Here is a 24,791-nt window from a genome sequence, read left to right on the forward strand (position 1 = left end):
GGCCGTCTGAAATTTCAGACGGCCTGTCCGTTGGAATTCTATTGATGAACATTACTCAAATTCTTTCCCAAGAACTCTCCGCCACTACCGCGCAAATCAATGCCGCCATTGAGCTTTTAGACGACGGTGCGACCGTGCCGTTTATCGCGCGTTACCGCAAGGAAGCCACGGGCGGGCTGGACGATACGCAGTTGCGCCAGCTTGCCGAGCGGCTGCAATACCTGCGCGAGTTGGAAGAGCGCAAAGCTGTTGTTTTAAAAAGCATTGAAGAGCAAGGCAAGCTTTCAGACGACCTCAGGGCGCAAATCGAAGCCGTCGACAACAAAACCGCGCTGGAAGACCTGTATCTGCCCTACAAACCCAAACGCCGCACCAAAGCGCAAATCGCGCGCGAACACGGTTTGCAGCCGCTGGCGGATATGTTGCTTGCTGAGCAGCCGCAGGACGTGGAAGCGGCCGCGCAAGGCTACCTGAACGAAAACGTTCCCGACACCAAAGCCGCGCTGGACGGCGCGCGCGCGATTCTGATGGAGCAGTTTGCCGAAGACGCGGAACTCATCGGTACGCTGCGCGACAAGCTGTGGAACGAAGCCGAAATCCACGCGCAAGTCATTGAAGGCAAAGAAACCGAAGGCGAAAAATTCAGCGATTATTTCGATCACCGCGAACCCGTCCGCACCATGCCCAGCCACCGCGCGCTGGCGGTTTTGCGCGGCCGCAACGAAGGCGTGTTGAACATCGCGCTCAAATACCAACCCGATGACACGCCGATTACCCAGCAAAGCGAATACGAGCAACTCATCGCCCGCCACTTCAAGGTTTCAGACGGCCACAAATGGCTACGCGATACCGTGCGCCTGACTTGGCGCGCAAAAATCTTTTTGTCGTTGGAACTTGAAGCCCTAAATCGTTTGAAAGAAGCCGCCGATACTGATGCGATTACCGTGTTCGCCCGCAATCTCAAAGACTTGCTGCTCGCCGCGCCTGCCGGACGGCTGACGACTTTGGGTCTCGACCCCGGCTACAAGAACGGCGTGAAATGCGCCGTGGTGGACGACACGGGCAAGCTGCTGGATACCGTCATCGTCTATTTGCACCAAGAAAACAATATGTTGGCAACGCTGTCACGCCTGATTAAACAACACGGCGTGAAGCTCATCGCCATCGGCAACGGCACCGCCAGCCGCGAAACCGACAAAATCGCGGGCGAACTGGTGCGCGGAATGCCGGAAATGGGGCTGCACAAAATCGTCGTCTCCGAAGCCGGCGCGTCGATTTATTCCGCGTCCGAACTGGCGGCGCGCGAGTTCCCCGACTTGGACGTTTCCCTGCGCGGCGCGGTGTCCATCGCCCGTAGGCTGCAAGACCCGCTCGCTGAACTGGTCAAAATCGACCCCAAATCCATCGGCGTGGGCCAGTATCAGCACGACGTGAACCAAAGCCAGCTCGCCAAATCGCTGGACGCAGTGGTCGAAGACTGCGTGAACGCCGTCGGCGTGGACGTGAACACCGCTTCCGCCCCGCTATTGGCGCGGATTTCCGGTTTGAATCAGACCCTTGCCCAAAACATCGTCGCCTACCGCGATGAAAACGGCGCATTCGACAGCCGCAAAAAATTACTGAAAGTGCCGCGTTTGGGCGAAAAAACCTTCGAGCAGGCGGCGGGCTTTTTGCGGATTAACGGCGGCAAAGAGCCGCTGGATGCGAGTGCCGTCCACCCCGAAGCCTATCCCATCGTCGCCAAAATGCTGGCGCAACAAGGTATTACCGCCGCCGAACTCATCGGCAACCGCGAGCGCGTCAAGCAAATCAAAGCGTCCGACTTCATCGACGAACGCTTCGGCCTGCCGACCATTCTGGACATCCTGTCCGAACTGGAAAAACCCGGCCGCGACCCGCGCGGCGAGTTTCAGACGGCCTCCTTCGCCGAAGGCATCCACGAAATCAGCGACTTGCAAGTCGGCATGATACTCGAAGGCGTGGTCTCCAACGTCGCCAACTTCGGCGCATTCGTGGACATCGGCGTCCATCAGGACGGCTTGGTGCACATCTCCGCCCTGTCCAATAAATTCGTCCAAGACCCGCGCGAAGTGGTGAAAGCCGGCGACGTGGTGAAAGTGAAAGTGCTGGAAGTCGACGCCGCACGCAAACGCATCGCGCTGACTATGCGCCTGGATGACGAAGCGGGCGGCGCAGCCAAAAGCAACAGGCCGTCTGAAACCCGACATCAGGAACGCCGCGACCGCAAACCCCAACGCAACGAGCGAGCCCCGACCAATTCGGCGATGGCGGATGCGTTTGCGAAGTTGAAGCGGTAAGGTAGAAAACCAATTGAAGGTCGTCTGAGAAGTGATGTTCAGACGGCCTTTATCGTATAGGACGGATTAGATAATTGATGGAGTGGATATAGTGCTGCGTCTATTGAATCTTACCGATACATTTTGTAGTAGGCACATGCAAACAAGCGTATAGTTCCAAATATTACAAACCCATCATCACAACCTTAGGAGTTCAAACCATGAAACCTGTTTTGTTTGCCGCGCTGATTTCCTGTTTCTCCGTTGCGGCCTATGCGGCCTGTACCGACAGCCAGCAGCAGTGCGTGATTTATAAAAACGGTAATGTTGCGACAGAAGGCGGCTGTACGGTCAGTAAGTGCCAAAGTGCCGATGCGCAAGTGTTGAAATGGAAGCTGAAAAACGGTAAAGGCGTAACCGTTGAAATCGGTAAAAACGGTAAGGTTTTGGTGAACAAAAAACCGGGTGCGAAAGCGAACAACAGCAATGCGTCAGGCATGGGTTTGACATGCTATGCCGCCGATGCGGACAAACGCGAACAGTTCTGCTCGACCAATTATTGATTGGATTGTTGCTTTGATTAAAGGCCGTCTGAAAAGTGTTTCAGACGGCCTTGATGTTTATCCTTCCGATATTTTTTCATTGAAAAAGTCGATAAAGCTGCGCACTTTCGCGCTGAGAAAGGCCCTGTCGACATAGGTGGCGTTCAGTTGGTCTGTCCAGATGGTGTAATCAGGCAGGAGTTGGACCAATGTGCCGTCCTTCAATTCCTGCTGGACCGCCCAAAGGGGCTGATAGCCTATGCCTGCGCCTGCTTTAATCAGCTCGCGTATCATCAGCGTGTTGTCGCTGCGGATAACGGGGGAGAGATGGAGAATGGCTTTTTCTCCGGTTTGGCGGTGGGTAATTTCCCAGTTTTGTTGACTGGTATAGGAAGGCAGGATGGCTTGGTGCCGCATGACGGCTTCGGGTGTATCGGGTGTACCGTGCCGGGCAAGGTAGTCGGGTGCGGCAAGTAGGACGAATTCGATTTTGGCCAGTGGTTTGACGATCAGCGAAGGGGAGGGGGTTTTGGAAACGCGCAAGGCGAGGTCGAAACCTTCGGCGATGAGGTCGATATGGCGGTTGTCGAGGACGAGGTCGAGCGTGACTTTGGGATAACGCTGGCGGTATTCGGCCAACCATGTGCTCATGTTGCCGCCTGCAAACCACAAGGGCATGGTAACGCGCAACATACCTTGCGGCGTGTCGGCACCGCCTGCCGCTTTTTGGGCGGCGGTGTCCAAGGTATCCAGCGCGTAGCTGCATTGGCGGTAGTATTCTTCGCCTGCTTCGGTTAGATGAAGGTTGCGGCTGTTGCGGTGTAAGAGCTTGGCTTGTATGGTGTTTTCCAGATGGCTGACGTGTTTGCTGGCCATGGCTGTGGAGATGTCGAGCTGATCAGCGGCACGGGTAAAACTGCCGCTTTGAACAACTTGGCGGAAAACTTTCAGGCTGAATAGGGTGTCCATGATTTCTTATTAGGAAACGTTGTATCAATAATTCGAGTATATATCTCTTACTGAGAATTATCTATACTGCACTTATTGAAATTGCTCCCTACCTCTTTCAGGTAGCCATTAAAATAAGGATTATGAAGATGTCAGCCCTCAAATCATTCCAACCTGTTGTATTGTCCGTCTTGCGCATTGTGACGGCGTATCTGTTTTTGCTGCATGGCACGGCCAAGTTTTTCAGTTTTCCGATGTCCATGGGCGGCGCGCCTGAAGGTTTGATGCTGGTGGCCGGTATTTTGGAAATTGTCGGCGGTATCTTATTGATATTGGGCCTGTTTACGCGTCCGTCCGCGTTTGTTTTGTCCGGCCAGATGGCAGTCGCCTACTTTATGGCGCATGCGTCTTCTGGTAATGTATTGTTTCCATTGGCCAACCAGGGTGAATCTGCCGTTTTGTTCTGTTTCGTGTTTTTGTATCTGGCAGTAGTCGGCGGCGGAGCGTGGGCTTTGGATAGCGTTTTTGGTAAAGATAAAGATTAATTTAAGGAAAAGATCATGACTTATTCTGTTTTGCAACAAGCTGCTGAAACCCGTCGTTCTATCTATGCATTGAACAACACCCTGCCTCTGTCCAATGAGGAAGTCACCAAAATCATCGAACACGCCGTTTTGCATACGCCGTCTTCTTTCAATTCGCAATCTGCCCGAGTGGTCGTATTATTTGGCGAAGAACATGCCAAAGTGTGGCATTTTGTTGAAGAAGCGTTGCGTGCGGTTGTTCCTGCCGAGCAGTTTGAAGCCACTGCGCAAAAACTGAGCTTGTTTAAAGCAGGCGCGGCGACAGTTTTGTTCTTTGAAGATCAAGATGTTGTCAAAGGCTTGCAAGAGCAGTTCCCATCTTATGCGGCCAATTTCCCGATCTGGGCGGATCAGGCAAATGCTATGGTTCAATATGCTGTGTGGACAACATTGGCGGCTGCCGGTGTCGGCGCCAATCTGCAGCACTACAATCCGCTGCCTGATGCGGCCATTGCCAAAGAATGGAACCTGCCGGAAAGCTGGTTGTTGCGTGCGCAAATGGTGATTGGCGGTATCGCGGTTCCTGCCGGCGAAAAAGCCTTCCAACCAATCGAAGGCCGTCTGAAAGTATTCGGCGCATAAATGAAATGATGTTTTAAATAAAGGGTGTTTTTTGAAATACCAAAATTAAAAAGGCCGTCTGAAAACAGTTTCAGACGGCCTTTTATCTATGCCATGAAATCAACCGCGGCGCCAAGTTGTACCGCCGGCGTTGTCTTCCAGAATGATTTTGTGTTCGTTCAGAAGGTCGCGGATACGGTCGGATTCCGCCCAGTTTTTATCCGCACGTGCCTGTTTGCGGCGGGCGATTAAGTCTTCGATTTCTTCGTTGGAGAGGCCATCTGAAACCGCACCACCTTGCAGAAACTCAATCGGATCACGTTGCAGCAGGCCGATGATGCCGCCCAAAGCTTTCAGGCAGCCGGCAAGGTTTGCATCATTGGTTTTGTTCACTTCGCCTGCCAGCTCAAACAACACGGCAACCGCTTCGACCGTACCGAAATCGTCGTTCATGGCAGCGTAGAAACGGCTGGTGTAGTCGTTGGCGTTTTCAGATAAATCAAACTCAGCCGCCGGTGTGTTTTTCAACGTGGTGTACAGGCGGGTCAGCGCGCCTTTTGCGTCGTCTAAATGCGCGTCGGAGTAGTTCAGCGGGCTGCGGTAGTGGGCGCGCAGGATGAAGAAGCGCACGACTTCGGGGTCGTATTGTTTCAACACTTCGCGGATGGTGAAAAAGTTGCCCAACGATTTGGACATTTTTTCGCCATCCACGCGGATGAAGCCGTTGTGCAGCCAGTATTTGACATGGCTGGCAATGCTTTGACCGTGGTGGGTTTGCGCGTGGTCATGGCCGCAGGTATGCCCTGTCGCGCCGACACTTTGGGCGATTTCGTTTTCGTGGTGCGGGAACTGCAAATCCGCGCCACCGCCGTGGATGTCGAAAGTATCGCCGAACAGGTTTTCACTCATGGCAGAGCATTCGATGTGCCAACCCGGACGGCCATTGCCCCACGGGCTTTCCCATGCCGGCTCGCCTGCTTTGGCCGCTTTCCACAACACAAAATCAAGCGGATCGCGTTTGAAACCGTCCACTTCCACGCGCTCGCCTGCGCGCAGGTCGTCCAACGATTTGCCCGACAATTGACCGTAAGCGGCAAACTCGCGCACGGCGTAATAAACGTCGCCGTTTGCGGCAGGATATGCCTTGCCGTTTTGAATCAGGGTTTCAATCATGGCAATCATTTGTGGGATGTTTTCTGTTGCCTTCGGCTCGATGTCGGGACGCAACACACCCAAAGCATCGGCATCTTCGTGCATAGCCTGAATGAAACGCGCAGTCAGATCGCCGATGGTTTCGCCGTTTTCAGCCGCACGGGCGATGATTTTGTCGTCGATGTCGGTAATATTGCGCACATAAGTGAGCGGATAACCGCACTCGCGCAACCAACGGGCAATCATGTCAAACACAACCATCACTCGGGCATGGCCTAAGTGGCAATAGTCGTAAACAGTCATGCCGCAAACGTACATACGCACGTTTTTAGGATCGATGGGGGAGAAGGGTTCTTTTTGACGGGTTAGGGTGTTGTAGATGGTGGTCATGGTGTTTGGTATTGGATAAAAAAGTTATGCATTAGGGCATTAGAAGTATGCTTTATTGAAATGGGAAAAACAGATAATTTATTGTTTCTTTGTTGGTAATGTGATTTTTTCAGTCGGCACATTATGCTTTTGTGCATATTCGCACGCAATAGCATGTGATTTTTTTTTCAATGATAATGGTAGTTTAGATTCTGTTAGCGTAGAGTTACCTCTGAGTAAAGGTTGCTCATATTGCGTAGCTAATCCTCCTAAAGAGGTTAGCTGTGGTTGTTGGCAATCTTCGATAATCATATGGGAAGATAAAGAATGGATTTTTCCTCCCTCATTAAAATGCGTAATAACTATTCCACTTAAATAAACAACTGTTTTATTGTTTGGTAGAGTGAGTACGGATTTTTCTAGGCTTTCCGAGAGTAAATATGCAGGTAGATTGTCATGTGTATCAATCAGTATCCAGTTTTTGGGCGTTACAAAAGTATCGCCGTTGGCTTGATATGAATTTGTTTGTAAGATAGTTGAGCAAGCAGCTAATAAGCTTATCGGAATAAAAATAGAAATTTTTTTTAACATAGTTTTCCTTTGTTAAATGGCTTGGGCTGTTATACCTCATTAAGTAATATTTTTGTATCTTGATCTGCATGGTAGGTTTACACCCACACGATACGGTTGATATGTTTTCAGACGACCTTTCTATCCAATAGACCGTCTGAAATTTTTACTCCGGCTTAAACACGCCAGTATCTGTTTTAGGCTGCTGCTCGGCAATTTCAGCTTTTGCCGCTGCCTGTTCCGCTTCTGCTTTTTCGGCTTCGATGCGTTTTTTCTCGGTCAGGTATTGGTTGATTTGGTGTACTAATTCCTGCGTACCTTGGTGGGTCAGGGCGCTGATTTGGAAGAGGCGCGGGGTTTCCATGTCGAATTGGAAGCGGTCGTCTGGTTTCGGGTAGTCCCAGCCGATGGCTTCGAGGAAAGCGGCTGTACGCGCTTGGGCTTCTTCTTCGTCAAGCATGTCGAGTTTGTTCAGCACCAGCCAGCGCGGTTTGTCGTAGAGTTCTTCGTCGTATTTGCGCAATTCGTTGATGATGGCGAGGGCTTCTTCGGCGGGGTTGACGGTTTCGTCGAAAGGGGCCAAATCGACGACGTGCAGCAGCAGGCCGGTGCGCGATAAGTGTTTGAGGAAGCGGTGGCCGAGGCCTGCGCCTTCTGCCGCGCCTTCAATCAGGCCGGGGATGTCGGCCATGACAAAACTGTGGTTTTCGTCGATGCGCACGACGCCCAAGTTTGGATGCAGGGTGGTGAAGGGGTAGTTGGCGATTTTGGGGCGTGCGGCGGATACGGCGGTAATCAGGGTAGATTTACCGGCGTTGGGCATGCCTAATAAGCCGACATCGGCGAGGACTTTAAGCTCGAGTTGCAGGGAGCGGGTCTCTCCTTCTTCGCCGGGCGTGGATTGTTTTGGGGCACGGTTGACGGAGGATTTGAAGTGGATGTTGCCCAAGCCGCCTTTGCCGCCTTTGGCGAGGCAGACGCGCTGGCCGTGATAAGTGAGGTCGGCGACGATTTCGTCGGTGTCGAGGTCGCGGATAAGGGTGCCGACGGGCATTTTGAGGACGATGTCGTCTGCACCTGCGCCGTAGCGGTCGGAGCCGTGGCCTTTTTCGCCGTTTTTGGCTTGGTAGCGTTTGACGAAGCGGTATTCGACGAGGGTGTTGGTGTTTTCGTCGGCTTCTGCCCAAACGCTGCCGCCTTTGCCACCGTCGCCGCCGTCAGGGCCGCCGCGGGGTACGAATTTTTCGCGGCGGAAACTGGTTGCGCCATTACCGCCTTTGCCTGCGGCGACTTCGATTTTTGCTTCGTCGATAAATTTCATGATGTTCTCTTATGGGTATTCGGTTGTTTCAGACGGCCTTTGTTAATAGAGGAGCTTGGTGTCTGAACGGATAAAATGTTGCTTATTATAAAGGATATTTCGGTTTTAGGCCGTCTGAAATATGGTTTCAGACGGCCTTGGATTTATTGGGCGAGGGCTTGGTCGATTTCTTGATAGAGTTGGGAGAAATTGGGTTCGCCGACGTAGGTTTTGAGGATGTTGCCGTTTTTGTCGATCAGGACGGAAGTCGGGTAAACCTGTGTGCCAAAGGCTTTCGCGGCAGTTTTGTCGGCATCGTACATGACAGTGAAGGGAAGGCCGTAGTCTTTGACGTACTGATGGACGCTTTCGATAGGGTCAATGGGTTGGGCGATGCCGAGGACTTGGAAGTTTTTGCCTTGATAATCTTGGGCGGTTTTGATGATTTTAGGCATTTCACTCACGCAGCCGGGGCAGGAGGGAAACCAGAAGTTGATGAGGGTAACTTTGTCTTTTAAATCGGCGTTGGTAATGGTTTTGCCTTGCAGATCGGGCAGGGCGAAATCAGGGGCGGCTTTGTTGCTGGGGATAAGGACGAAGGTAAGAAGCGCGCCAATCGTGGCAACGATGAGGAGTGTGAGTATTTTTTTCATGATGTAAGGTTTTGAATTGCGTGTGCTAAGGTTTGGGGAACACTGATGCTGCGGCCGCTTTCGCTGCTGACGGGCATAAGGGTAACTTCGGCTTCAATGGCGGCTTTGCCGTTGGGCAGGGTCGCGGTTTGGCTGAGGATGATGTGGCGTGTGCCGATGTCTTTCAGACGGCCTGTAAAGGTTAAAACATCGCCTTCAAGCGACGGGCGGCGGTAGCGGATATCAACGCGTGCAACAACGAGCATGATGCCTTTGAGTTCGGACAGAAGGTCATGCTCTTGAAAAAACGTCCAGCGCGCTTCTTCGAGAAATTCGAGGTAGCGCGCATTGTTGACGTGGCCGTAGCCGTCGAGGTGGTAGTTGCGGACGGTCAGTTTCATCAGTTGAGATTGATGGGTTGGAACTCTTCACGTGCGATGGGTTCGTGTTCGAGGTCGGTAATCACGGTGGAGAGTTGGATGTCGAACCATTCGTTGAAAATGTCAGCGTCCAAGTCCGGCCATTCGCTTTCGTCTTCGCACCAGTCGGCCAATTCGGCAGCAAAAATGTCTTCAAAGCGCGCTTCGATTTCGTCCCATACTTCGTCGGCAGTTTCGCACGGGCGAACGAGGTAGGAATTGGCATCAGCTTGGATATCTTCAAGCGTCAGGCCGTCAAGGTGATTGCCGGGTAGGGATTTCAGCCAGTTCCAAAAAGGATCGAGGGGGATAAGCAGGAAGACGCTGCGGTTGACTTCGTACATGGTGTTTTCCTTGGTTTCTGTATAGTTGAATGATATAGCAAAGGTGGTGGACTGGCTATCTTTTGGGGGATAAAGGCCGTCTGAATTTCAGACGGCCTTTATTTTTGGGAGCAATCAGAGGTTTTCTGATGGTGTTTGATACAGGGTTTGGGGATTGGCTGTATCGGGGATTTCTGCCGGAGCGGATTGGGGTGCTGCTACCGGTTCGGAAGTGGTGTTGCTGTCCACCAAGTCATCGATGTCGATATTGTCGTCTTCGCTTTGAGGGAGCGTGCCGCCGGTTTGTTGGGTGCGGACTTTCATGTAAAGGTCGCGTGTGTAGCTGTATTTGTCGATGGCTGCGCCTTCGAGGCTGTCGGTCAGGTCGAGCAGTTCTTCACGGGTGTTGATGGCCTGCAGGCCGATTGTGCCCCAGCGTCCTGCTCTGGTGTGGAAGACGGCGTTTTTAACTGGGTAGACGGTGGTAACGGCGTTGCCAATGGTATCGCGTACGGTAGATGGGCCGAACAGGGGGACAACGAAGTAGTTGCTGTTTTTCCAGCCCCATGAGGCGAAGGTGTCGCCGAGGGTGTTTTTATTGCTGGGTACGCCGCCTGCACCGGCTACGTCGATTAAACCGCCAAGGCCGAAGGTGGTGTTGATGCCGACGCGGACGAGGTCTTCGCTGGCGCGTTTGACGTCAAGGCGCAGAACATTGCTGCCGAAGCTGACGACATCGCGCAGGTTGTTGAAGAAGTTGATCACGCCGGTACGCACTGGTTTGGGCGTTACTTTGCGATAACCGCGTGCGACAGGGGAAAGGACGTATTTGTCTGCTTTGTCGTTGAACTTGGAAACGGTACGGTTGTAGCCTTCATAAGGGTCGGCCGGATTGCGTTCGGCCAGTGCGGGCGCGGAGGCAAGGCTGATGAGAAGGCAGAGGGAAGCGGTGGTTTTTTTCATGATTGCAACCAGTCTTTGATTTCGTAAAGTTCGGCCAGTGCGCGGACGGAATCGGGAATATTTTGAATGGTCGGTTTTTTGTCTGTCCGGCGCAGAGCGTTGAGCAGCAGGGAAACGCAGGCGGAATCTGCTTTGCCTACTTGGCTGAAGTCTATGCTGTCTGTTTCTTTCAGACGGCATTGTTGTTCGTAGCGCGCAAAGGCGGAGGCAGTCAGGGTTTTGACGGTAACGTCGCCGCTGATGTAGAGCGTGCCGTTGCGGATTTCTGTTTGCATGGTGTTTTGATGATGTAAGGCACCATGCCGTCTGAACATCAGGCGGCATGGTGTGGGGTGGATTATTTACCGCCGTTTTTGGCTTTCAAATCGGCAATCAGGCCGTCGATGCCTTTGGCTTTGATGGTTTCGCCGAATTGGTTGCGGTATACGGTAACCAAGCTTGCGCCTTCTACTGCGACATTGTATGCGCGGTATTTGCTGCCGCTTTGGTAGGTGGTGAAGTCCATGTTGACCGGTTTTTGGCCGGAAACGTTGATTTCAGCGCGGACGACGATTTCTTTACCGCCTTTGTTTACGACCGGGTTGTCTTTGATGTTGACCTTGGCGTTTTTGAATTTCAGCATGGTGCCGGAGTATGTGCGGATCAGCAGGGTTTGGAACTCTTTGGTCAATGCTTGTTTTTGTGCGTCAGTCGCAGTGCGCCATGGGTTGCCGACGGCCAAAGCGGTCATGCGTTGGAAGTCAAAGTAAGGGATGGCGTAAGCCTCGGCTTTTTTACGTGCGGTATTGGCATCGCCGCTGTTGAGGATTTTCAGCACTTGAACGGAATTTTCACGGATTTGGTTAACTGCGTCTGCAGGTGCGGCAAATGCCATGCTGATGCTTAATACGCCGATGCTTAATGCGCTGATGAAAGAAGTTTTTTTCATGAGAGTGTCCTGAATATTGAGTGGATATGTGTTTATTGTTTGTTTTGACCGGCAGATTCACCATCTGCGTTTTTCTCGGCAAAGCTGGTCATGAATTTGCCGATAAGGTTTTCCAAAACCATGGCGGAGCTGGTGACGGTAATGGTGTCACCTGCCGCCAAAGAATCGGTATCGCCACCTTGCTGCAGGCCGATGTATTGTTCGCCCAACAGGCCTGAAGTCAGGATTTGTGCGGAAACGTCGCTGCTGAACTGATATTGGCTGTCCAGATTGAGGGCGACTTTTGCCTGATAGGATTTAGGGTCGAGCTGAATAGAGGCAACGCGGCCCACCAGTACGCCTGCGGATTTGACCGGCGCGTTGGTTTTTAAGCCGCCGATGTCGCTGAAATCGGCATAGACGGTGTAGGTTTGAGAGGATTTGCCGAACGATTGTCCGCCGGCGGCGCGGAAGGCGAGAAAGCCGATGGCGGCCGCGCCCAATAAGACAAACAGTCCTACCCAAAATTCCAAAGCATTTTTTTTCATGTGCTATTGTCCTTGTTTCATTCTTTTTAAGTGTCGTTTCAGACGGCCTTTAGTCGGTAAACATCCATGCGGTCAAGATGAAGTCGACGGCGAGGATGGTCAGGGCGGAAGACACTACGGTGCGTGTACTGGCGCGCAAAATACCTTCGGAAGTCGGTACGCAGTGAAACCCCTGATGTACGGCGATTAACGTAACGGCTACGCCGAAAGCGGCGGATTTGATTAAGCCGTTGAGTACGTCGTAATGGAAGGTAATGTTGTTTTGCATTTGCGACCAGAAAATACCGCCGTCCAAACCCAGCCATTCGACGCCGACCAAATACGCGCCGTAAATGCCGGCAACGTTGAAAATCGACGCCAGCAAAGGCATGGAAAATACGCCCGCCCAAAAGCGCGGCGCAACCACGCGCGCCACGGGGTCGACCGCCATCACGTTCATCGCTTCAAGCTGCTCGGTGGTTTTCATTAAACCGATTTCGCTGGTCATGGCACCGCCCGCGCTGCTGGCAAACAGAATGGCCGCCAATACGGGACCCAATTCGCGCAACAAGGAAGCGGCAACCATATAGCCCAAAATATCGGCGGATTTGAATTTTGCCAGCTGCGTATAGCCTTGCAAGCCCAATACCATGCCGACAAACAGGCCGGAGACGGCGACAATCAGGACGGACAACACGCCTGCAAAGTAAATCTGGCGGATGCTCAGGCGCGGACGGGCAAACGCCGTGCCTGATTTGGCCAGGATCTGCAGGAAAAACAGCGTAATGCTGCCCAGCGATTGGATGAAGCCGAGGGTTTTTGCCCCGACGGAACGGATAAAATTCATAGGTTTCAGTTAATTGGTTAAATGGTTTTCAGACGGCCTGGTTTAAGTTTCAGGCCGTCTGAAATCAGCCCAGCAAGTCTTGTTTTAAAGTCGTTTGCGCCGGATAGCGGTAGGCGACGGGGCCGTCTGCCAGTCCGCCGACAAACTGGCGCACCCAAGGCGAGTCGAGTTCGCGCATTTCTTTGGGCGAGCCGGAGAACATGATTTCGCCGTGTGCCAAGAAAATGACTTGATCGACGATTTCCAGCGATTTTTCGATATCGTGCGTTACCATCACGCTGGTGGAGCGCAGGGCTTTGTTGGCGCGGCTGATGAGGTGGGCGATAACGCCCAGCGAAATCGGGTCGAGGCCGGTGAAAGGCTCGTCATACAACATGATTTCAGGGTCGAGCGCAATCGTACGCGCGAGGGCGACGCGGCGCGACATACCGCCGGAAAGCTCGGAAGGCATCAGGTTTTCAATGCCACGCAAACCGACTGCATTCAGTTTCAGCAATACTAAATCGCGAATGACTGCTTCGGGCAAATCCGTCAGCTCGCGCATGGGGAAGGCGATGTTGTCGAAGACGGATAAGTCGGTAAACAATGCACCGTGTTGGAACAAAACGCCCATGCGGCGGCGGTGTTCGTACAGCTCCTGCGCCGAAAATGCGGCCAAATCTCGCCCTTCAATCAGCACTTTGCCCGATTGCGGGCGGATTTGACCCGTAATCAGGCGCATCAGCGTGGTTTTGCCGCTGCCCGAACCACCCATTACGGCGGCGAAATTGCCTTGTGGAATGCTGAAGTTGATGTTGTTCAGAATCGGACGGTCGCCATATGCGAAGGCAACGTCTTTCATTTCGATGAAGGGTGTGGAACTCATGCAGGAGGGGAGTGTCGAAAAATGTATTTTAATTACGGGTATTGTAAAGGGTATTGGATATTCGGGCAATTTTCAGACGGCCTGCGCTTAGGAATAACGGGTAAAAACGTGTGAAAGAATGCAGAAGTGTTGGCGCTACGGTCGTTTTGCAGCGTGTTGTGTTAAACATACAGACAGCTGTGTAGGTATATTTGTATAGAAATATAAAAAACAACTGAATCAAATCCAATAAAAATATTTTTATCATCAAATATCAATACTTTTTTGGAGACGCTTATACAGGATACGGCTAATCCAATATCTATATTGAATTCTTTGTGAAAAGAAAGAATAAAACATCGATAAATCTCCTTTCCTCTCTCTTGCAGAATAATACATTTTTGATAGGTTTTTATTAAATAGTTTTCTAACTCTTTTATAGAGTTAGAAGGATATTTCTTTAATTTTATTATTTTGCTCCACGCCTAAAGCGTCCTATTGGTCCATATATTTCACCCGTTATGAGTCTATTTTCATCCATATGGTTTCAAGTTTAGTGGGATACGGACTTAGCTAATGGGCTTAAATCAACGAATAGAAGGAACTCCTCCATTTTTAGAAACAAATATAGGCCAATTTCCAATAATAGATTTGTTTATATCCATTGTTTCTAAATATTCTTTTGACTGATATGGGAAAACCCACCCATCATCATTTTCTCGTACATGAGATTCAACTATTAACAATGAAATCCCCATTTCTTGCTCTATTTGACTTAAAAAAGATACTGCGATTTTCTTTGCTTCTTGATAAGTAATTACCATGGAAATACTCCAAATTGAAAATGTTTGAAGATAGTAAAATTGACTTCTCCTCCTTTTTATATTTGCCCATCAATATACCTTTTTGGATAATTGCGCTTTACGGCCTGCTGGATCGATGGCGTTGAACAAAGGCCGTCTGAAACGGTTTTTCTGTTTTTAGACGGCTTCTTAGCTCAAACCTTGAGAACCGCATGCGTGCGTTCCATACACATCCTACTTGTTGAGTTTAGATTCCATATGGGCTACGGCTTGCTGATTTCAGACAATTTTTTTTAATTTAGTTGGGTTTTCAACTCAACCTACACACTTAATCTGAAAGTTCATATAGCATATCCAAAAAGGCATCAAAACTATCTGCAATATGGCTAGTTACCATTTTCGTATCTCCATTCTCATCTTCATAAAAATCATCATGATACATCAGAATGATACATGGATTTTCATTGCATTTTCTGTAATCAAAACAGATATAATCGCCATTAGCTGAAATCCCAAAAGCAATCACTTTTTTTGCATACCCATATTCATCATCAATACATGAATAGCTATAAATATCTTCATAGCCTAAATTTTGCTTATACCCTAAAAATGAAATGTCCCTTTCATCATTTTCACCGTATTGATTGATAAAATTGAAAATATTTTCTTTAGGGTATAAATGATCATGTTTGCTAAGAAGTGATACATATGAAACAGGAAAAACGACCCCTATATCTTCAGCAAATTGTTGAATTGTTCTTATTGGAACCAATCCCTCATCTGATAATATTGATAGTTTTCTCATTTTTACTGACCTTTCTTTAACGATTTTTGACCGGTATGCCTAACAGCTTTATGAATACTATTAGGAATTAACTGCATATTATAAAGAGGCGGGCAAATATGCCCGCCTTGTTTTTAATATTTCTGCAAACCTTCTACCTTGATTTCTTTGGCATTGGCATTGATGAAGGCTTGAGTCGCTTTCATCGTGGCTTGGATGCGCGGATCGTTCCAGCGCACGATTTGGTTGTTTTCATCACGCTTGTCCGACCAGATAATCACGCCGTCGGTGTATTTTTTGCTGATTTCGAGCATTTTGCGCCAGCGGACTGGGTCGATGAACTGTTTGAAATAAGGGCTGTTGGTGGCTGAATAATATTGCGGCCAAATGTAGCCGATGATTTTTTTGTTGGGAAAGCGTTGATGGATGTCGTCAACGGCGGTTTTCACGTCTTTTTCCCATTGCACCAAATCGGGGGAAGTGATGTAGAACACAGGATTGGCATAGTCGCTGATGGCGGCGGTAGGCGCACGGCGTTTGCTGACTTGTCGCCATTTGGCCAAGATGGTTTCGTTGTCAACGTTGGGGCGGTAGTGGCGGATGCCGTGCAGGTGTTCGGAAGGCATGCCGTAGTTGCTGATGAAGGCGCGCGGGTTTTCTTCTCTGAAGATTTGGTACATCCGCGCAAAGTCGGTTCTCAATTCGTCGGGTGTCAGCAGTTGGCCGTCTTTTTCGGCAAACCAGCTTTCGATGTCGGTGGAAATGGTGCGGTAGCCTTCGCGGCGCGATTGTTTGGCCAATTCACGGATGCGCGCTTCGTTGAGTACGCCGTGTTTGCGTTTGCCCGTCGGATCGGGTTTGACCAGCTCGCTTTCGTAAACCAAGAACACTTTGGAGAGTTTGTCGGCGGTCAGGTCGGGTTTGCCGACGTAGTCCATGCGGTCGTAGATGATGAAATCTTTGGCATGGGCGGAGAGGGCGGTCAATAAGAGGACGAGGGGCAAAAGGCGGTTGGGTTTCATGTTTTTAGGCAGATAAGGGAAAAGGGTCATTGTACGGGAAGCGGCGTTAAAGTAAGTCAAAGGCCGTCTGAAAGGATAAAAGTTCTTTCAGACGGCCTTTGTTGAACGGAGAATTTCCGGTTTTGAGGCTGGTGTGATTTACTGCGCCGCAGTTTTTTCCAGCAATAGGAAAGTTTCGGCTTTGTTGCGCGGTCTTGCGCCTTGCCACAAGGTTTGCCAACCTGAAGGTGCGCCGATGTTGGCGGCTTGGCGGATGAGGTGGTAGCGGCAGGTCGGGTTGTCGGTCGTGGTTTTAATACGGCTGTATTGTGTCCACGCGATGCGTGTGCGCTGGTCTTGGCCGTCGATATTGATACATTCGAGGCCGTCTGAAAGTTTCTGTTTCAATTCGGCAGAAAGCGCGGCTTCCATTTGGTGTACAACCGGCGCATGGCTTTTGGCGGCGTTGAGCCACGGTAAAAACAGGGTCATCAGCAAAGCCCAAGCCAAGGTAACGCCGGATGCCCAGTTGGTGACGGCTTGGCGGCCGCGGATGTTTTTACGCGTAATCGCCCAGAGCCACAACGGGGTAAACAGCAGGGCGACGGCCATCGGAATCGGGTCGATGTCGGGGATATAATACGGGCTGAAATAGGCGGCGCGTTCGGCCAGTTTGGCGGGCCAGCCGTAGTTCATGGCGAAGAAACCCAGCCACAGGAAGACGGCAATCAAACCGAATGCCATGATGCCGAACCAGTTGATAAATGCCGCCGCGCCGCGACGCAGGCCGTCCAGTTGTGCTGCGCCGAGCAGGGCGAGCGGCGGCAGCAGCCAAACGAGGTTGTCTTGCAGGCGTTGCGGGTTGATGGCGAGCAGGGCTGTCATGATAACCAGCCACGACAGGCTCAGAATGCCCCAGTTTTTATCGTGGATACGCGTGCGGCTGAGCGTCCATGCCGCCAGCGGCCAAGCAGGCAGGGCAAACCACAGCAGGTTTTTCAGATAATAGGGCAGGTTGAAGGCCGTCTGAATTTGATGGAAGCCGCCGAATACGCCTAAGGAATAATGGTTGAACCAAATATCAAACCATTCGGGATGGGTTCTGGATAAAACCAGCGGATACAGAATCAGCAGGGGCAGGGAAACGACGATGGCGCCAATCAGGGTCAGCAGATAGCGTTTGCTCTGCCAAGTGGAATGGAACGACAGGGCAAGTGCCAAAAACATCATGGCCGCGGTCAGCAGATAGCCTGAGGAAAGGGAGAGTGAAACCCAGCCGCCGCACAACAGCAAAATGGCAATAATGACGCGGCGGCGTGCCAGTGAAAAGCCGCACAGAATCAATCCAAATGCGGCAAAAGCAGCCGACATAGGATTGAGGAAGTGGGCGATGGGCAGCAAACCGATGCTGCCGATGAGGATTAAGACAACGCTGCGGCCGTGGTGTCTGCCGAGAAAGTTGAAACCGGCAAAACCGCAGGCGGTCAGTCCGACGGCGGTGAATACCACGCCGGCAAAACGTGCGGCATCATAGGCATCGGCCGCCCAAGGCGAAAACAGGGTTTGGAATGCGGTTGCCGCCCACAAAAAAGCCGGGGAGATGGTAAAGTCGGGTTGGCCGAAGATTTGTGCAACCAGCAGGCTGCCGCCGTTTTTCATGGATTCGGAGGCGGTAAAGAGGGAGGGTTCGGCAGGGTTCCACAAGTCATGCGAGAACACGCCCGGCCACAGCCAGGCAAAGGCCATCAGCAGTAAGAGCCACGGTTTTTCATGGGTTTTTTGGGGGCGGCGCGGATCGGGCGGTGTGTAAGTCAGCATGGAAGGTCAAAAAACGGTTGGTTTGAATGGTAATGGTACAGGGTTTGACAGGTTTGCGCGATATGCCGGACCGGAGGGCTTTGTAAAATAATGCTTACGGCTCGTTTTTATCGGGTGTTTGGAATGATATGGCATTCGGTTGATGCCAAAAAGCTCAGTCCGTCTGAAAGAAATGTTTCAGACGGCCTAAATGCAAAAAAGACTGCACAAAGCAGTCTTTTTGACAAAGCGGCAATTAGCGTTTGAACAGGTTGCCGAATTTGTTGTTGAATTTGTCCACGCGACCGGTAGTGTCGACGATTTTTTGAGTACCGGTGTAGAAAGGGTGGCACAGAGAGCAAACCTCAACGTTGAAGCTGTCTTTTTCCATTGCGGATTTGGTTACGAATTTGTTGCCGCAAGAGCAGGTAACGTTGATTTCGTGGTAGTTCGGGTGAATACCTTGTTTCATTTGATTTCCTTTCGATTAAGCGGGCACAGGGGTTTTGCCTGTACTTCAGTTAAGCGTGGGATTTTCGCTATTTTTGGCTGTTTCGTCAAGCGGATATTTTGCGTAGCGGGCAGTTTCGCAACAGGCGAGAACAGTTTAGAATAGAGTTTCAAACTAAATATTGTGTAATCGGGCTGTAGTCCAACCGAAAAGAGGATGTAAAACCTCTTCTAGATGTGAAACTTTAAGAAAAATAATAGTCTGATTAATATTTACGCTTTTACGAACAGGAGACGGAATCCATGCAAAAAAGGATATTGACGCGCATTTTGCGTGTCTGGGGAGGAATGTTGCCTCCGTCTTATTGCAAACCCTTCGGCCGGATTGCGCAAAAATTCCGCGCCGCTTTGGCTGCGTGCATTTCCCCAAACATCGGCAAAAACGTCAATATTGAAAAAGGCGGATATGTTTTTCCGGATACGGTAATCGGCGACAATTCGGGTATCGGCGTCAATTGCGAAATCTGCCACGGCCTGACCCTCGGCAAGAACGTGATGATGGGGCCGGAATGCCTGTTTTATTCGACCAACCACAAATTCAACCCTGAAACCCGCCGCTTTGAAGGCTATACGGACATTCGCCCGATTGTGATTGAAGACGATGTTTGGATCGGCCGGCGTGCGATTATCATGGGCGGCGTTACCATCGGCAAGGGTGCGGTAATCGGCGCAGGTTCGGTGGTTACCAAAGATGTGCCGCCTTATTGCGTGGCCGCGGGTAATCCTGCGGTTGTGAAGAAAAAACTGCTGGATGAGCAAGAACTCACAGCTGAATAGCGTGAACGAAACCATAAACAAAAGGCCGTCTGAAAGATTTCAGACGGCCTTTTTTCAATAGTGCTTAAGCGGCAATTTTTTCGCATTCTTTAATGCAAGCCAAGCAAGATTCGTAGCAGGCTTTGCATTCAGCGTGGTGGCCGGCGTGTTCTTTGCAGGCGGCAGAACATTGTTTGCAGGCTTCGATGCACACTTTTGCCAAAGACGGAGTCAGGCGTGAATTTTGGGCGGCGAGGTTCTGCAAGGTGCCGCACAGTGCCAGCATTTGATTGACGCCGGCTGCGCAGTCTTTCATGGAGGTATCGCCTTCGCTCAACAGGGCAATGCAGTGTGCCAAACAGATTTGACCGGCTTCAACGCAATGTGCGGCGGCTTTGCGCGCAGCTTCGTAGGCGCGCGGTGCAGAATGCGCGTGACCAGCATGACCGGTATGGTGTGCATGGCCGGCATGGTCGTGAGCGCGGGCGAAAGAAGCGGCGGCGGTGAGGGAAACAGCAGCAGCGCTGCCGATAAATTGACGACGGTTCATAAGATAGAGTCCTTTTTGCTTTGTAGAAATATCGGACGAATTATTTCATCCATTATTAAAAGGTTATCATGTTATTCGTTTTTAAACAACAGGCCGTCTGAAGGTATCGATAATACGTTCAGACGGCCTGTTGTTAGGTATGATATTTGTTTAAATCAATCACAAATCGGATAGCTGAAATACGGCCAAGTGACTTTTTGCCGAGAAAATAGTCGGTTTATTCCGCCAACAATTCTTCCGGTTTGACTTTCTCGCCATACACGGGCAAGAGGGTTTTTTCATAGGCGGCTTTCAGACGGCCGTCTTTTTTCATGGCGGCGATTTCGCCGTTGACCCAGTTCAGGAGGTCGGTGTTGCCTTTTTGAACAGCCGGGGCGATGAATTCGGCAGGGCCGAGGTTGCCGATGGCGACTTCAAAATTCGGGTTTTCTTTTGCCCATGCCCACAGCAGGGCGTTGTCGTGGGCGAGTGCTACGCCGCGGCCGTCTTTCAGTGCGTCGAAGGTTTCGGTATTTTGGTCGAATTTCAGCAGTTTGACTTCAGGATGGCTTTTGGTGAAGAAGGCGTCGGCGGTGGTGCCTTTGTTGACCAGCAGGGTTTGGTCTTTCAATTGTGCAACGTCGGTAATCGGTTTGTCTTTGGAGGAAACCACGCCCAAGGCCACTTTCATGTAAGGATCGGCGAAATCGACGGCTTCGGCGCGTTCGGGTGTTTTGGTGAAGTTGGCGAGGATGAGGTCGACTTTGCCGGAACGGACGTATTCGACGCGGTTTGCGGCCTCGGTCAGGACGAATTCGACTTTGTCGGGGCTGCCGAGCAGGTCTTTGGCCAGGTCTTTGGCGATTTCAACGTCAAAGCCTTGGTTTTTGCCGTTGGCGTCAACATAGCCGAACGGAGGTTTGTCGCCGAATACGCCGATACGGATAACGCCTTTTTCTTTGATGGCGGCAACGGTTGCCGCGCCGCTGCTTTGTGAAGATTGGGCATCACCGGAGCCGCCTCCGCAGGCAGTCAGGCCGACGGCGATGGCGGCGGAGGCGAGGAGGGCTTTGAATTTGGCATTCAATTGCATGAGTGTTTCCTTTTCAAATGTTTGGTTGAAAGTGGAGGCCGTCTGAAAAAGGGTTTGGACGGCCTGAAAATAAAATCAGTAGTCCATGCCTGCCAAGAATTGGCGGGCGCGTTCGCTTTTCGGGGCGGAGAAGAAGGTTTCGGGATCGGTCGATTCGACGATGCCGCCTTTGTCCATGAAGACGATGCGGTCGGCAACTTTGCGGGCAAACCCCATTTCATGGGTTACGATGAGCATGCTCATGCCTTCGCGGGCGAGTTCTAAAACCACTTCCAAGACTTCGCGCACCATTTCGGGGTCGAGTGCGGCGGTGATTTCGTCCAGCAGGATGACCTCCGGGTTCAGGCACAGGGCGCGGACAATGGCGATGCGTTGTTTCTGGCCGCCGGAGAGTTCGCGCGGATAGGCGTTTTTACGGTCGAGCAGGCCGACGCGTTCCAACAGTTTGTCGGCTTGTGCCTCTGCTTCGGCACGGTTGCGGTTTTGTACTTTCACCGGGCCTAAGAGGATGTTTTCGATGACGGTCATGTGGGCAAACAGTTCATAGCTTTGAAAAACCATGCCGACTTTTTGCCGGGCGGTTTGCCAGGAAACGTCTTTACCGAATTCGCCGACACCGTCCATCACGATGCTGCCGCCTTGGTGCGGCTCCAAACCGTTGACGCAGCGCAGGAGGGTGGATTTGCCGCAGCCGGACGGGCCCAGCAGTACGATGACTTCGCCTTTTTCCAAGTCCAAGTCTAAGGATTGAATGGCGGTTACGTTGCCGTATTGTTTGTGCAGGTTGCGGATGCTCAGTAAAGCCATGTCAGTGTTCCCATTTTTGTTCAAGTTTTGCCGCCAGCAGCGACAGCGGCCAGCAACAGAAGAAATACAGCATAAAAATCAGGCCGTAAACCCAAAATGAAGCATTGGGTTGCGTCAGCAGCGAGTTTTCGATGATTTGCTGGCCGACTTTGACGACTTCGATGACGCCGATAAGGGAGGCGAGCGAGCTGGTTTTGATCATGCGCGTAAACAGATTGACGGCACCGGGCAATACGCGGCGGATGCTTTGCGGCAGCTCGATGTAGCGGAATACCTGCCCGCGGCTCAAGCCGAGTGCCAGGCCTGATTCGACCTGGTGTTTTTCAATCGATTCCAATGCGCCGCGGACCAAATCGCCCATTTCGGCGATGCCCCACATGGTGAATACCCAGACGCAGACCCAAAATCCGTCGATGTGGATGCCTGTCCAGACGGATAGGCCGAAATACAGGCCGAACAGCCACACCAAAATCGGCACGATTCGGATGGTTTCGAGATAAAACCGTCCGATAAAGCGGATGAGCCGGTTGGGCGAACGTAAAACCAAGCCGAACAGCGTACCCAATACGCAGGAGGCGGCAACGGAGGCCAGGGAAATCTGCGCCGTCAGCAACAGGCCTTCGCCCAAGCGTGCCGCGTTTTGTCCTTCAAACAGCCAGTCAAACACCATATTTTGCACTCCGTACGCGGTTTTCGGCCCAGCGCGCCAGAAGCGAAACGGGCAGAAGGATGATCAGGTAGCTGGCAAACAGCAGGAACAAGGCTTCGTTGGTTTTGTAGTCCATGCCGATGATGTCTTTGGTAACGAACAACAATTCCGCAATGCCGACCGCGCTGACGATAGATGTTTCTTTCATCAAAAACAATACGTTTGCGCCGATGGCAGGGACGGCGACCGCCCATGCCTGGGGCAATTCGACATAGCGGAACACTTGAAAGCGGCTCAAACCGATGGCCTTGCCCGCTTCGATCTGCCCTTTGGGGACGGCCAGAATACCGGCACGGATGGCTTCCGCCATGTAGCTTGCGCCCAAGAAAACCAGTGCGATTACGCCGCAGGTGAAACCGTCCCATTTAATGCCCATTTTCGGCAGGCCGTAATACAGGAAAAACAATTGGATCAGCAGGGGCGTATTGCGCGACAGCTCGATATAGGCGCGTGCCAATGCGTAGAAGGGGCGGATTCGGTATGCCGTAACCACGGCAACGGGCAGGCCGAACAGCAACGACAAAACGACGCCATATACCGACAATTCCAGCGTCAGCTTTGCCGCATCGACGAATTTGGGGATGGCATCGATCAGATAAGACCAGTTCATCAGAGTCAGACAATCAGCATAATAAAGGCAGTATTTTAACGGGTTTGTAAGGGAGTGTTAAATAATGGATAGGAATATCGATTGTGGATAAAACACAAAAAATGGAATAAGGCAAAGGCCGTCTGAAACGTTTCAGACGGCCTTGAAATGCCAAGGTTTCCGCGTCAGGCGGCAGCCGCTTTCCGTTCATGAATCAGTAAATTCAACAGGGCGGCCGCACCTGCCAAGACTGCGTCGGCGTACCACATCCAGCCGTAATCGTTGAAGCGCGTAATGACGATGCCGCCGATGTACGAACCCAAAAAGCCGCCAATTTGGTGGCTCAACATGGTCAACCCGAAGAGGGTGGCCAAGTAGCGCGTGCCGAAAAGTTTGCCGGTAATGGCGGCGGTGGGGGCGACGGTTGCCAGCCAAGTGAAACCGAGTCCGGCGGCGAAAAGATAGAAGTTCAAATCGGTTTTAGGTGCGGCCAGATAAATCAATATCATGGCGACACGCGAAGCATATAAACCGAAGAGGACGTATTTGCCCAAAAATCTGCCGGTACACCACCCTGAAAAAATACAGCCGGCAATGTTTGCCAAACCAATAATGGCAATAGAGGTCGAAGCGACCGTAGCAGGGAGGCCGCAAAGTGAAATTTCGGTCGGCAGGTGGGTAACCAAAAAGGCGATGTGGAAACCGCAGGTAAAGAAACCCAAATGCAGCAAGATATAGCTGCGGTTGGCGAAAGCCTTGCAGACGGCCTGCTTCAGGGTTTGGCCGCCGTCGTCTGTGTGGACGGTATGAGCAGCATGTTTGCCGCCGGCCAGCCACCAAGAAATCGGCAAAATCAAGATGGCGATGACTGCCCAAACATAAAATGTCCCCGTCCAGCCGACGTGGGGCAGGGCAATCAAACCTTGAACCAGCGGCGCGAACAAAAATTGCCCTGCGGACCCGCCTGCATTGACCAGGCCGGAAGCCAAGCCGCGCCGATGAGGCGGCGTTTTGGCGGCGACCTGTCCCATAATGATGGAAAATCCGCCCGAACCCGTACCGAATGCCAACAATAAACCGATACCCAGCATCAGCCCCCAATAAGTCGGCATTTGCGGCACCATCAGACAGGCGGCAATCAACAGAACTGTACCGCCGGCTAAAACTTTAAACGCGCCGAAACGGTCGGCCAACGCGCCGGACAAGGGTTGCGATATGCCCCACATCAATTGGAAAACGGCAATAATCAGGCTGAACTGGGTCATGCTCAATTCGGTCGAGTTGACGACGGGCAGGACAAAAAGCCCTAAAGTCATCCTCATGCCGATGGTAATCAGCAGGATGGAGGCGGCAGCGGCAATCAGCAGCCACAAATTGGGTAATTTGGCAGAAGAATCGGTCATGATGTTTGTGTGTGTAAGGGGCAGGGAATAAAAGCTATTTCTGCCGCTATATTATTTATTTGATTTCTCGGCGGGCCGATATATAAACGCGCGATTCTAGCATTGGGCGGAAAACGGCATAAATAACCGTTGGTTCTTTGGATATGGTAAAAAGTAATATGGCTTGAGGATGAGTAGAGAATGAAGCGGCCAAATATTCTTCGTTTGGCTCTGACGGAGCAAGCA

The 24,791-nt window shown here is 51.4% G+C and carries 29 protein-coding genes and 1 pseudogene; 5 read left to right on the forward strand and 25 right to left on the reverse strand.

The genetic code is table 11. The features are described from left to right. Positions 1–44: 44 nt before the first annotated feature. Positions 45–2,318, forward strand: a complete 2,274-nt coding sequence (locus FOC66_RS09270) for a Tex family protein (RefSeq protein ID WP_003747992.1) — start codon at positions 45–47, stop codon at positions 2,316–2,318. 200 nt (positions 2,319–2,518) lie between these two features. Continuing rightward, positions 2,519–2,860 carry a hypothetical protein gene (locus FOC66_RS09275; RefSeq protein ID WP_003683849.1) on the forward strand — a complete coding sequence of 114 codons (342 nt, stop codon included), beginning with the start codon at positions 2,519–2,521 and terminating at the stop codon, positions 2,858–2,860. A gap of 57 nt (positions 2,861–2,917) precedes the next feature. On the opposite strand, the gene FOC66_RS09280 is transcribed toward FOC66_RS09275, so the two are convergent. After that, positions 2,918–3,808: a LysR family transcriptional regulator gene (locus FOC66_RS09280; RefSeq protein WP_003747995.1), complete on the reverse strand. Its 891-nt coding sequence runs from the start codon at positions 3,806–3,808 to the stop codon at positions 2,918–2,920. 128 nt (positions 3,809–3,936) lie between these two features. Here FOC66_RS09280 and FOC66_RS09285 point away from each other — a divergent pair, with 128 nt between their 5' ends. Both FOC66_RS09285 and FOC66_RS09290 read left to right on the forward strand, forming a co-directional pair. Continuing rightward, complete coding sequence (locus tag FOC66_RS09285; RefSeq protein ID WP_003747996.1) at positions 3,937–4,332, forward strand: DoxX family protein; 396 nt, start codon at positions 3,937–3,939, stop codon at positions 4,330–4,332. A gap of 15 nt (positions 4,333–4,347) precedes the next feature. Then, positions 4,348–4,953 carry a nitroreductase family protein gene (locus tag FOC66_RS09290; protein WP_003747998.1) on the forward strand — a complete coding sequence of 202 codons (606 nt, stop codon included), beginning with the start codon at positions 4,348–4,350 and terminating at the stop codon, positions 4,951–4,953. A gap of 99 nt (positions 4,954–5,052) precedes the next feature. Here the strand turns inward: FOC66_RS09290 and cysS are convergent, their stop codons facing one another. The 18 genes and pseudogenes from cysS to rpmE all read right to left on the reverse strand — a co-directional run bounded on the left by cysS (position 5,053) and on the right by rpmE (position 18,642). After that, the gene (gene cysS / locus FOC66_RS09295) at positions 5,053–6,474 is read right to left on the reverse strand and encodes a cysteine--tRNA ligase (RefSeq protein WP_003747999.1); all 1,422 of its coding nucleotides are present in this window, start codon (positions 6,472–6,474) and stop codon (positions 5,053–5,055) included. A 78-nt stretch (positions 6,475–6,552) separates the two neighbouring features. Next, a complete protein-coding gene (locus tag FOC66_RS09300) occupies positions 6,553–7,044 on the reverse strand; it encodes a hypothetical protein (RefSeq protein ID WP_036493930.1) in 492 nt (163 codons plus the stop codon). 145 nt (positions 7,045–7,189) lie between these two features. Then, complete coding sequence (gene obgE / locus FOC66_RS09305) at positions 7,190–8,344, reverse strand: GTPase ObgE (RefSeq protein ID WP_003748002.1); 1,155 nt, start codon at positions 8,342–8,344, stop codon at positions 7,190–7,192. Positions 8,345–8,487: 143 nt separating this feature from the next. After that, a complete protein-coding gene (locus FOC66_RS09310; protein ID WP_003748004.1) occupies positions 8,488–8,976 on the reverse strand; it encodes a peroxiredoxin family protein in 489 nt (162 codons plus the stop codon). Next, entirely contained in the window at positions 8,973–9,356 is a 384-nt protein-coding gene (locus FOC66_RS09315) for an acyl-CoA thioesterase (protein WP_003748005.1), read from the reverse strand. The genes FOC66_RS09310 and FOC66_RS09315 overlap by 4 nt, the downstream gene beginning before the upstream one ends. Next, positions 9,356–9,718, reverse strand: a complete 363-nt coding sequence (locus FOC66_RS09320) for a hypothetical protein (protein ID WP_003681812.1) — start codon at positions 9,716–9,718, stop codon at positions 9,356–9,358. Before FOC66_RS09320 ends, FOC66_RS09315 begins: the two co-directional genes overlap by 1 nt. Before the next feature lie 114 nt (positions 9,719–9,832). After that, complete coding sequence (locus FOC66_RS09325; RefSeq protein ID WP_003748007.1) at positions 9,833–10,660, reverse strand: MlaA family lipoprotein; 828 nt, start codon at positions 10,658–10,660, stop codon at positions 9,833–9,835. Then, positions 10,657–10,935, reverse strand: a complete 279-nt coding sequence (locus tag FOC66_RS09330; protein WP_036493932.1) for an STAS domain-containing protein — start codon at positions 10,933–10,935, stop codon at positions 10,657–10,659. Before FOC66_RS09330 ends, FOC66_RS09325 begins: the two co-directional genes overlap by 4 nt. A 62-nt stretch (positions 10,936–10,997) precedes the next feature. After that, the gene (locus tag FOC66_RS09335; protein ID WP_003748010.1) at positions 10,998–11,588 is read right to left on the reverse strand and encodes an MlaC/ttg2D family ABC transporter substrate-binding protein; all 591 of its coding nucleotides are present in this window, start codon (positions 11,586–11,588) and stop codon (positions 10,998–11,000) included. Positions 11,589–11,620: 32 nt separating this feature from the next. Next, the gene (mlaD, locus tag FOC66_RS09340; protein WP_003748012.1) at positions 11,621–12,115 is read right to left on the reverse strand and encodes an outer membrane lipid asymmetry maintenance protein MlaD; all 495 of its coding nucleotides are present in this window, start codon (positions 12,113–12,115) and stop codon (positions 11,621–11,623) included. Between the two features lie 49 nt (positions 12,116–12,164). After that, positions 12,165–12,941, reverse strand: coding sequence for a lipid asymmetry maintenance ABC transporter permease subunit MlaE (gene mlaE / locus FOC66_RS09345; RefSeq protein WP_003748013.1), 777 nt, complete (start codon positions 12,939–12,941; stop codon positions 12,165–12,167). Between the two features lie 64 nt (positions 12,942–13,005). Beyond that, positions 13,006–13,806: an ABC transporter ATP-binding protein gene (locus tag FOC66_RS09350; RefSeq protein WP_003748015.1), complete on the reverse strand. Its 801-nt coding sequence runs from the start codon at positions 13,804–13,806 to the stop codon at positions 13,006–13,008. A gap of 191 nt (positions 13,807–13,997) precedes the next feature. Then, a pseudogene (locus FOC66_RS10850) lies at positions 13,998–14,255 on the reverse strand (hypothetical protein); the annotation flags it as partial. A gap of 117 nt (positions 14,256–14,372) precedes the next feature. Then, a complete protein-coding gene (locus FOC66_RS09355; RefSeq protein ID WP_081456507.1) occupies positions 14,373–14,609 on the reverse strand; it encodes a YrhB domain-containing protein in 237 nt (78 codons plus the stop codon). Between the two features lie 307 nt (positions 14,610–14,916). After that, entirely contained in the window at positions 14,917–15,393 is a 477-nt protein-coding gene (locus FOC66_RS09360; protein ID WP_003748018.1) for an SMI1/KNR4 family protein, read from the reverse strand. Positions 15,394–15,506: 113 nt separating this feature from the next. Beyond that, positions 15,507–16,424, reverse strand: coding sequence for a hypothetical protein (locus FOC66_RS09365; RefSeq protein WP_003748020.1), 918 nt, complete (start codon positions 16,422–16,424; stop codon positions 15,507–15,509). Between the two features lie 108 nt (positions 16,425–16,532). Then, entirely contained in the window at positions 16,533–18,191 is a 1,659-nt protein-coding gene (locus FOC66_RS09370) for an ArnT family glycosyltransferase (RefSeq protein WP_003748022.1), read from the reverse strand. A gap of 235 nt (positions 18,192–18,426) precedes the next feature. After that, positions 18,427–18,642 (reverse strand): 50S ribosomal protein L31, encoded by a 216-nt coding sequence (gene rpmE / locus FOC66_RS09375; protein ID WP_003681847.1) that lies wholly within the window; start codon positions 18,640–18,642, stop codon positions 18,427–18,429. Between the two features lie 281 nt (positions 18,643–18,923). Here rpmE and FOC66_RS09380 point away from each other — a divergent pair, with 281 nt between their 5' ends. Then, the gene (locus FOC66_RS09380) at positions 18,924–19,457 is read left to right on the forward strand and encodes an acyltransferase (protein WP_003748026.1); all 534 of its coding nucleotides are present in this window, start codon (positions 18,924–18,926) and stop codon (positions 19,455–19,457) included. A 64-nt stretch (positions 19,458–19,521) separates the two neighbouring features. Here the strand turns inward: FOC66_RS09380 and FOC66_RS09385 are convergent, their stop codons facing one another. The 6 genes from FOC66_RS09385 to FOC66_RS09410 form a co-directional block, all read right to left on the reverse strand. After that, complete coding sequence (locus FOC66_RS09385) at positions 19,522–19,986, reverse strand: four-helix bundle copper-binding protein (RefSeq protein ID WP_003748027.1); 465 nt, start codon at positions 19,984–19,986, stop codon at positions 19,522–19,524. A gap of 217 nt (positions 19,987–20,203) precedes the next feature. Next, positions 20,204–21,058: an amino acid ABC transporter substrate-binding protein gene (locus FOC66_RS09390; RefSeq protein ID WP_003748029.1), complete on the reverse strand. Its 855-nt coding sequence runs from the start codon at positions 21,056–21,058 to the stop codon at positions 20,204–20,206. Positions 21,059–21,133: 75 nt separating this feature from the next. Beyond that, positions 21,134–21,865, reverse strand: a complete 732-nt coding sequence (locus FOC66_RS09395; RefSeq protein WP_003748031.1) for an amino acid ABC transporter ATP-binding protein — start codon at positions 21,863–21,865, stop codon at positions 21,134–21,136. A gap of 1 nt (position 21,866) precedes the next feature. Continuing rightward, the gene (locus FOC66_RS09400; RefSeq protein WP_003748034.1) at positions 21,867–22,535 is read right to left on the reverse strand and encodes an amino acid ABC transporter permease; all 669 of its coding nucleotides are present in this window, start codon (positions 22,533–22,535) and stop codon (positions 21,867–21,869) included. Continuing rightward, a complete protein-coding gene (locus FOC66_RS09405) occupies positions 22,525–23,184 on the reverse strand; it encodes an amino acid ABC transporter permease (protein WP_003748035.1) in 660 nt (219 codons plus the stop codon). Before FOC66_RS09405 ends, FOC66_RS09400 begins: the two co-directional genes overlap by 11 nt. A gap of 164 nt (positions 23,185–23,348) precedes the next feature. Continuing rightward, complete coding sequence (locus FOC66_RS09410; protein ID WP_003748037.1) at positions 23,349–24,566, reverse strand: MFS transporter; 1,218 nt, start codon at positions 24,564–24,566, stop codon at positions 23,349–23,351. Positions 24,567–24,791: the final 225 nt, after the last annotated feature.

This window comes from Neisseria mucosa, from assembly GCF_013267835.1.
Taxonomy (GTDB): domain Bacteria; phylum Pseudomonadota; class Gammaproteobacteria; order Burkholderiales; family Neisseriaceae; genus Neisseria.

Bases quoted from the DNA above. Each gene is read 5' to 3' on its own strand.
- FOC66_RS09380 (WP_003748026.1), top strand. From the start codon at position 18,924: ATGCAAAAAAGGATATTGACGCGCATTTTGCGTGTCTGGGGAGGAATG.
- FOC66_RS09270 (WP_003747992.1), top strand. From the start codon at position 45: ATGAACATTACTCAAATTCTTTCCCAAGAACTCTCCGCCACTACCGCG.
- FOC66_RS09330 (WP_036493932.1), bottom strand. From the start codon at position 10,935: ATGCAAACAGAAATCCGCAACGGCACGCTCTACATCAGCGGCGACGTT.
- FOC66_RS09285 (WP_003747996.1), top strand. From the start codon at position 3,937: ATGTCAGCCCTCAAATCATTCCAACCTGTTGTATTGTCCGTCTTGCGC.
- FOC66_RS09325 (WP_003748007.1), bottom strand. From the start codon at position 10,660: ATGAAAAAAACCACCGCTTCCCTCTGCCTTCTCATCAGCCTTGCCTCC.
- FOC66_RS09315 (WP_003748005.1), bottom strand. From the start codon at position 9,356: ATGAAACTGACCGTCCGCAACTACCACCTCGACGGCTACGGCCACGTC.
- FOC66_RS09300 (WP_036493930.1), bottom strand. From the start codon at position 7,044: ATGTTAAAAAAAATTTCTATTTTTATTCCGATAAGCTTATTAGCTGCT.
- FOC66_RS09335 (WP_003748010.1), bottom strand. From the start codon at position 11,588: ATGAAAAAAACTTCTTTCATCAGCGCATTAAGCATCGGCGTATTAAGC.
- obgE (WP_003748002.1), bottom strand. From the start codon at position 8,344: ATGAAATTTATCGACGAAGCAAAAATCGAAGTCGCCGCAGGCAAAGGC.
- mlaD (WP_003748012.1), bottom strand. From the start codon at position 12,115: ATGAAAAAAAATGCTTTGGAATTTTGGGTAGGACTGTTTGTCTTATTG.
- FOC66_RS09405 (WP_003748035.1), bottom strand. From the start codon at position 23,184: ATGAACTGGTCTTATCTGATCGATGCCATCCCCAAATTCGTCGATGCG.
- FOC66_RS09395 (WP_003748031.1), bottom strand. From the start codon at position 21,865: ATGGCTTTACTGAGCATCCGCAACCTGCACAAACAATACGGCAACGTA.
- FOC66_RS09410 (WP_003748037.1), bottom strand. From the start codon at position 24,566: ATGACCGATTCTTCTGCCAAATTACCCAATTTGTGGCTGCTGATTGCC.
- cysS (WP_003747999.1), bottom strand. From the start codon at position 6,474: ATGACCACCATCTACAACACCCTAACCCGTCAAAAAGAACCCTTCTCC.
- FOC66_RS09275 (WP_003683849.1), top strand. From the start codon at position 2,519: ATGAAACCTGTTTTGTTTGCCGCGCTGATTTCCTGTTTCTCCGTTGCG.
- rpmE (WP_003681847.1), bottom strand. From the start codon at position 18,642: ATGAAACAAGGTATTCACCCGAACTACCACGAAATCAACGTTACCTGC.
- FOC66_RS09280 (WP_003747995.1), bottom strand. From the start codon at position 3,808: ATGGACACCCTATTCAGCCTGAAAGTTTTCCGCCAAGTTGTTCAAAGC.
- FOC66_RS09310 (WP_003748004.1), bottom strand. From the start codon at position 8,976: ATGAAAAAAATACTCACACTCCTCATCGTTGCCACGATTGGCGCGCTT.
- FOC66_RS09400 (WP_003748034.1), bottom strand. From the start codon at position 22,535: ATGGTGTTTGACTGGCTGTTTGAAGGACAAAACGCGGCACGCTTGGGC.
- FOC66_RS09370 (WP_003748022.1), bottom strand. From the start codon at position 18,191: ATGCTGACTTACACACCGCCCGATCCGCGCCGCCCCCAAAAAACCCAT.
- FOC66_RS09365 (WP_003748020.1), bottom strand. From the start codon at position 16,424: ATGACCCTTTTCCCTTATCTGCCTAAAAACATGAAACCCAACCGCCTT.
- FOC66_RS09320 (WP_003681812.1), bottom strand. From the start codon at position 9,718: ATGTACGAAGTCAACCGCAGCGTCTTCCTGCTTATCCCCCTCGATCCT.
- FOC66_RS09390 (WP_003748029.1), bottom strand. From the start codon at position 21,058: ATGCAATTGAATGCCAAATTCAAAGCCCTCCTCGCCTCCGCCGCCATC.
- FOC66_RS09350 (WP_003748015.1), bottom strand. From the start codon at position 13,806: ATGAGTTCCACACCCTTCATCGAAATGAAAGACGTTGCCTTCGCATAT.
- FOC66_RS09360 (WP_003748018.1), bottom strand. From the start codon at position 15,393: ATGAGAAAACTATCAATATTATCAGATGAGGGATTGGTTCCAATAAGA.
- FOC66_RS09385 (WP_003748027.1), bottom strand. From the start codon at position 19,986: ATGAACCGTCGTCAATTTATCGGCAGCGCTGCTGCTGTTTCCCTCACC.
- FOC66_RS09355 (WP_081456507.1), bottom strand. From the start codon at position 14,609: ATGGTAATTACTTATCAAGAAGCAAAGAAAATCGCAGTATCTTTTTTA.
- FOC66_RS09290 (WP_003747998.1), top strand. From the start codon at position 4,348: ATGACTTATTCTGTTTTGCAACAAGCTGCTGAAACCCGTCGTTCTATC.
- mlaE (WP_003748013.1), bottom strand. From the start codon at position 12,941: ATGAATTTTATCCGTTCCGTCGGGGCAAAAACCCTCGGCTTCATCCAA.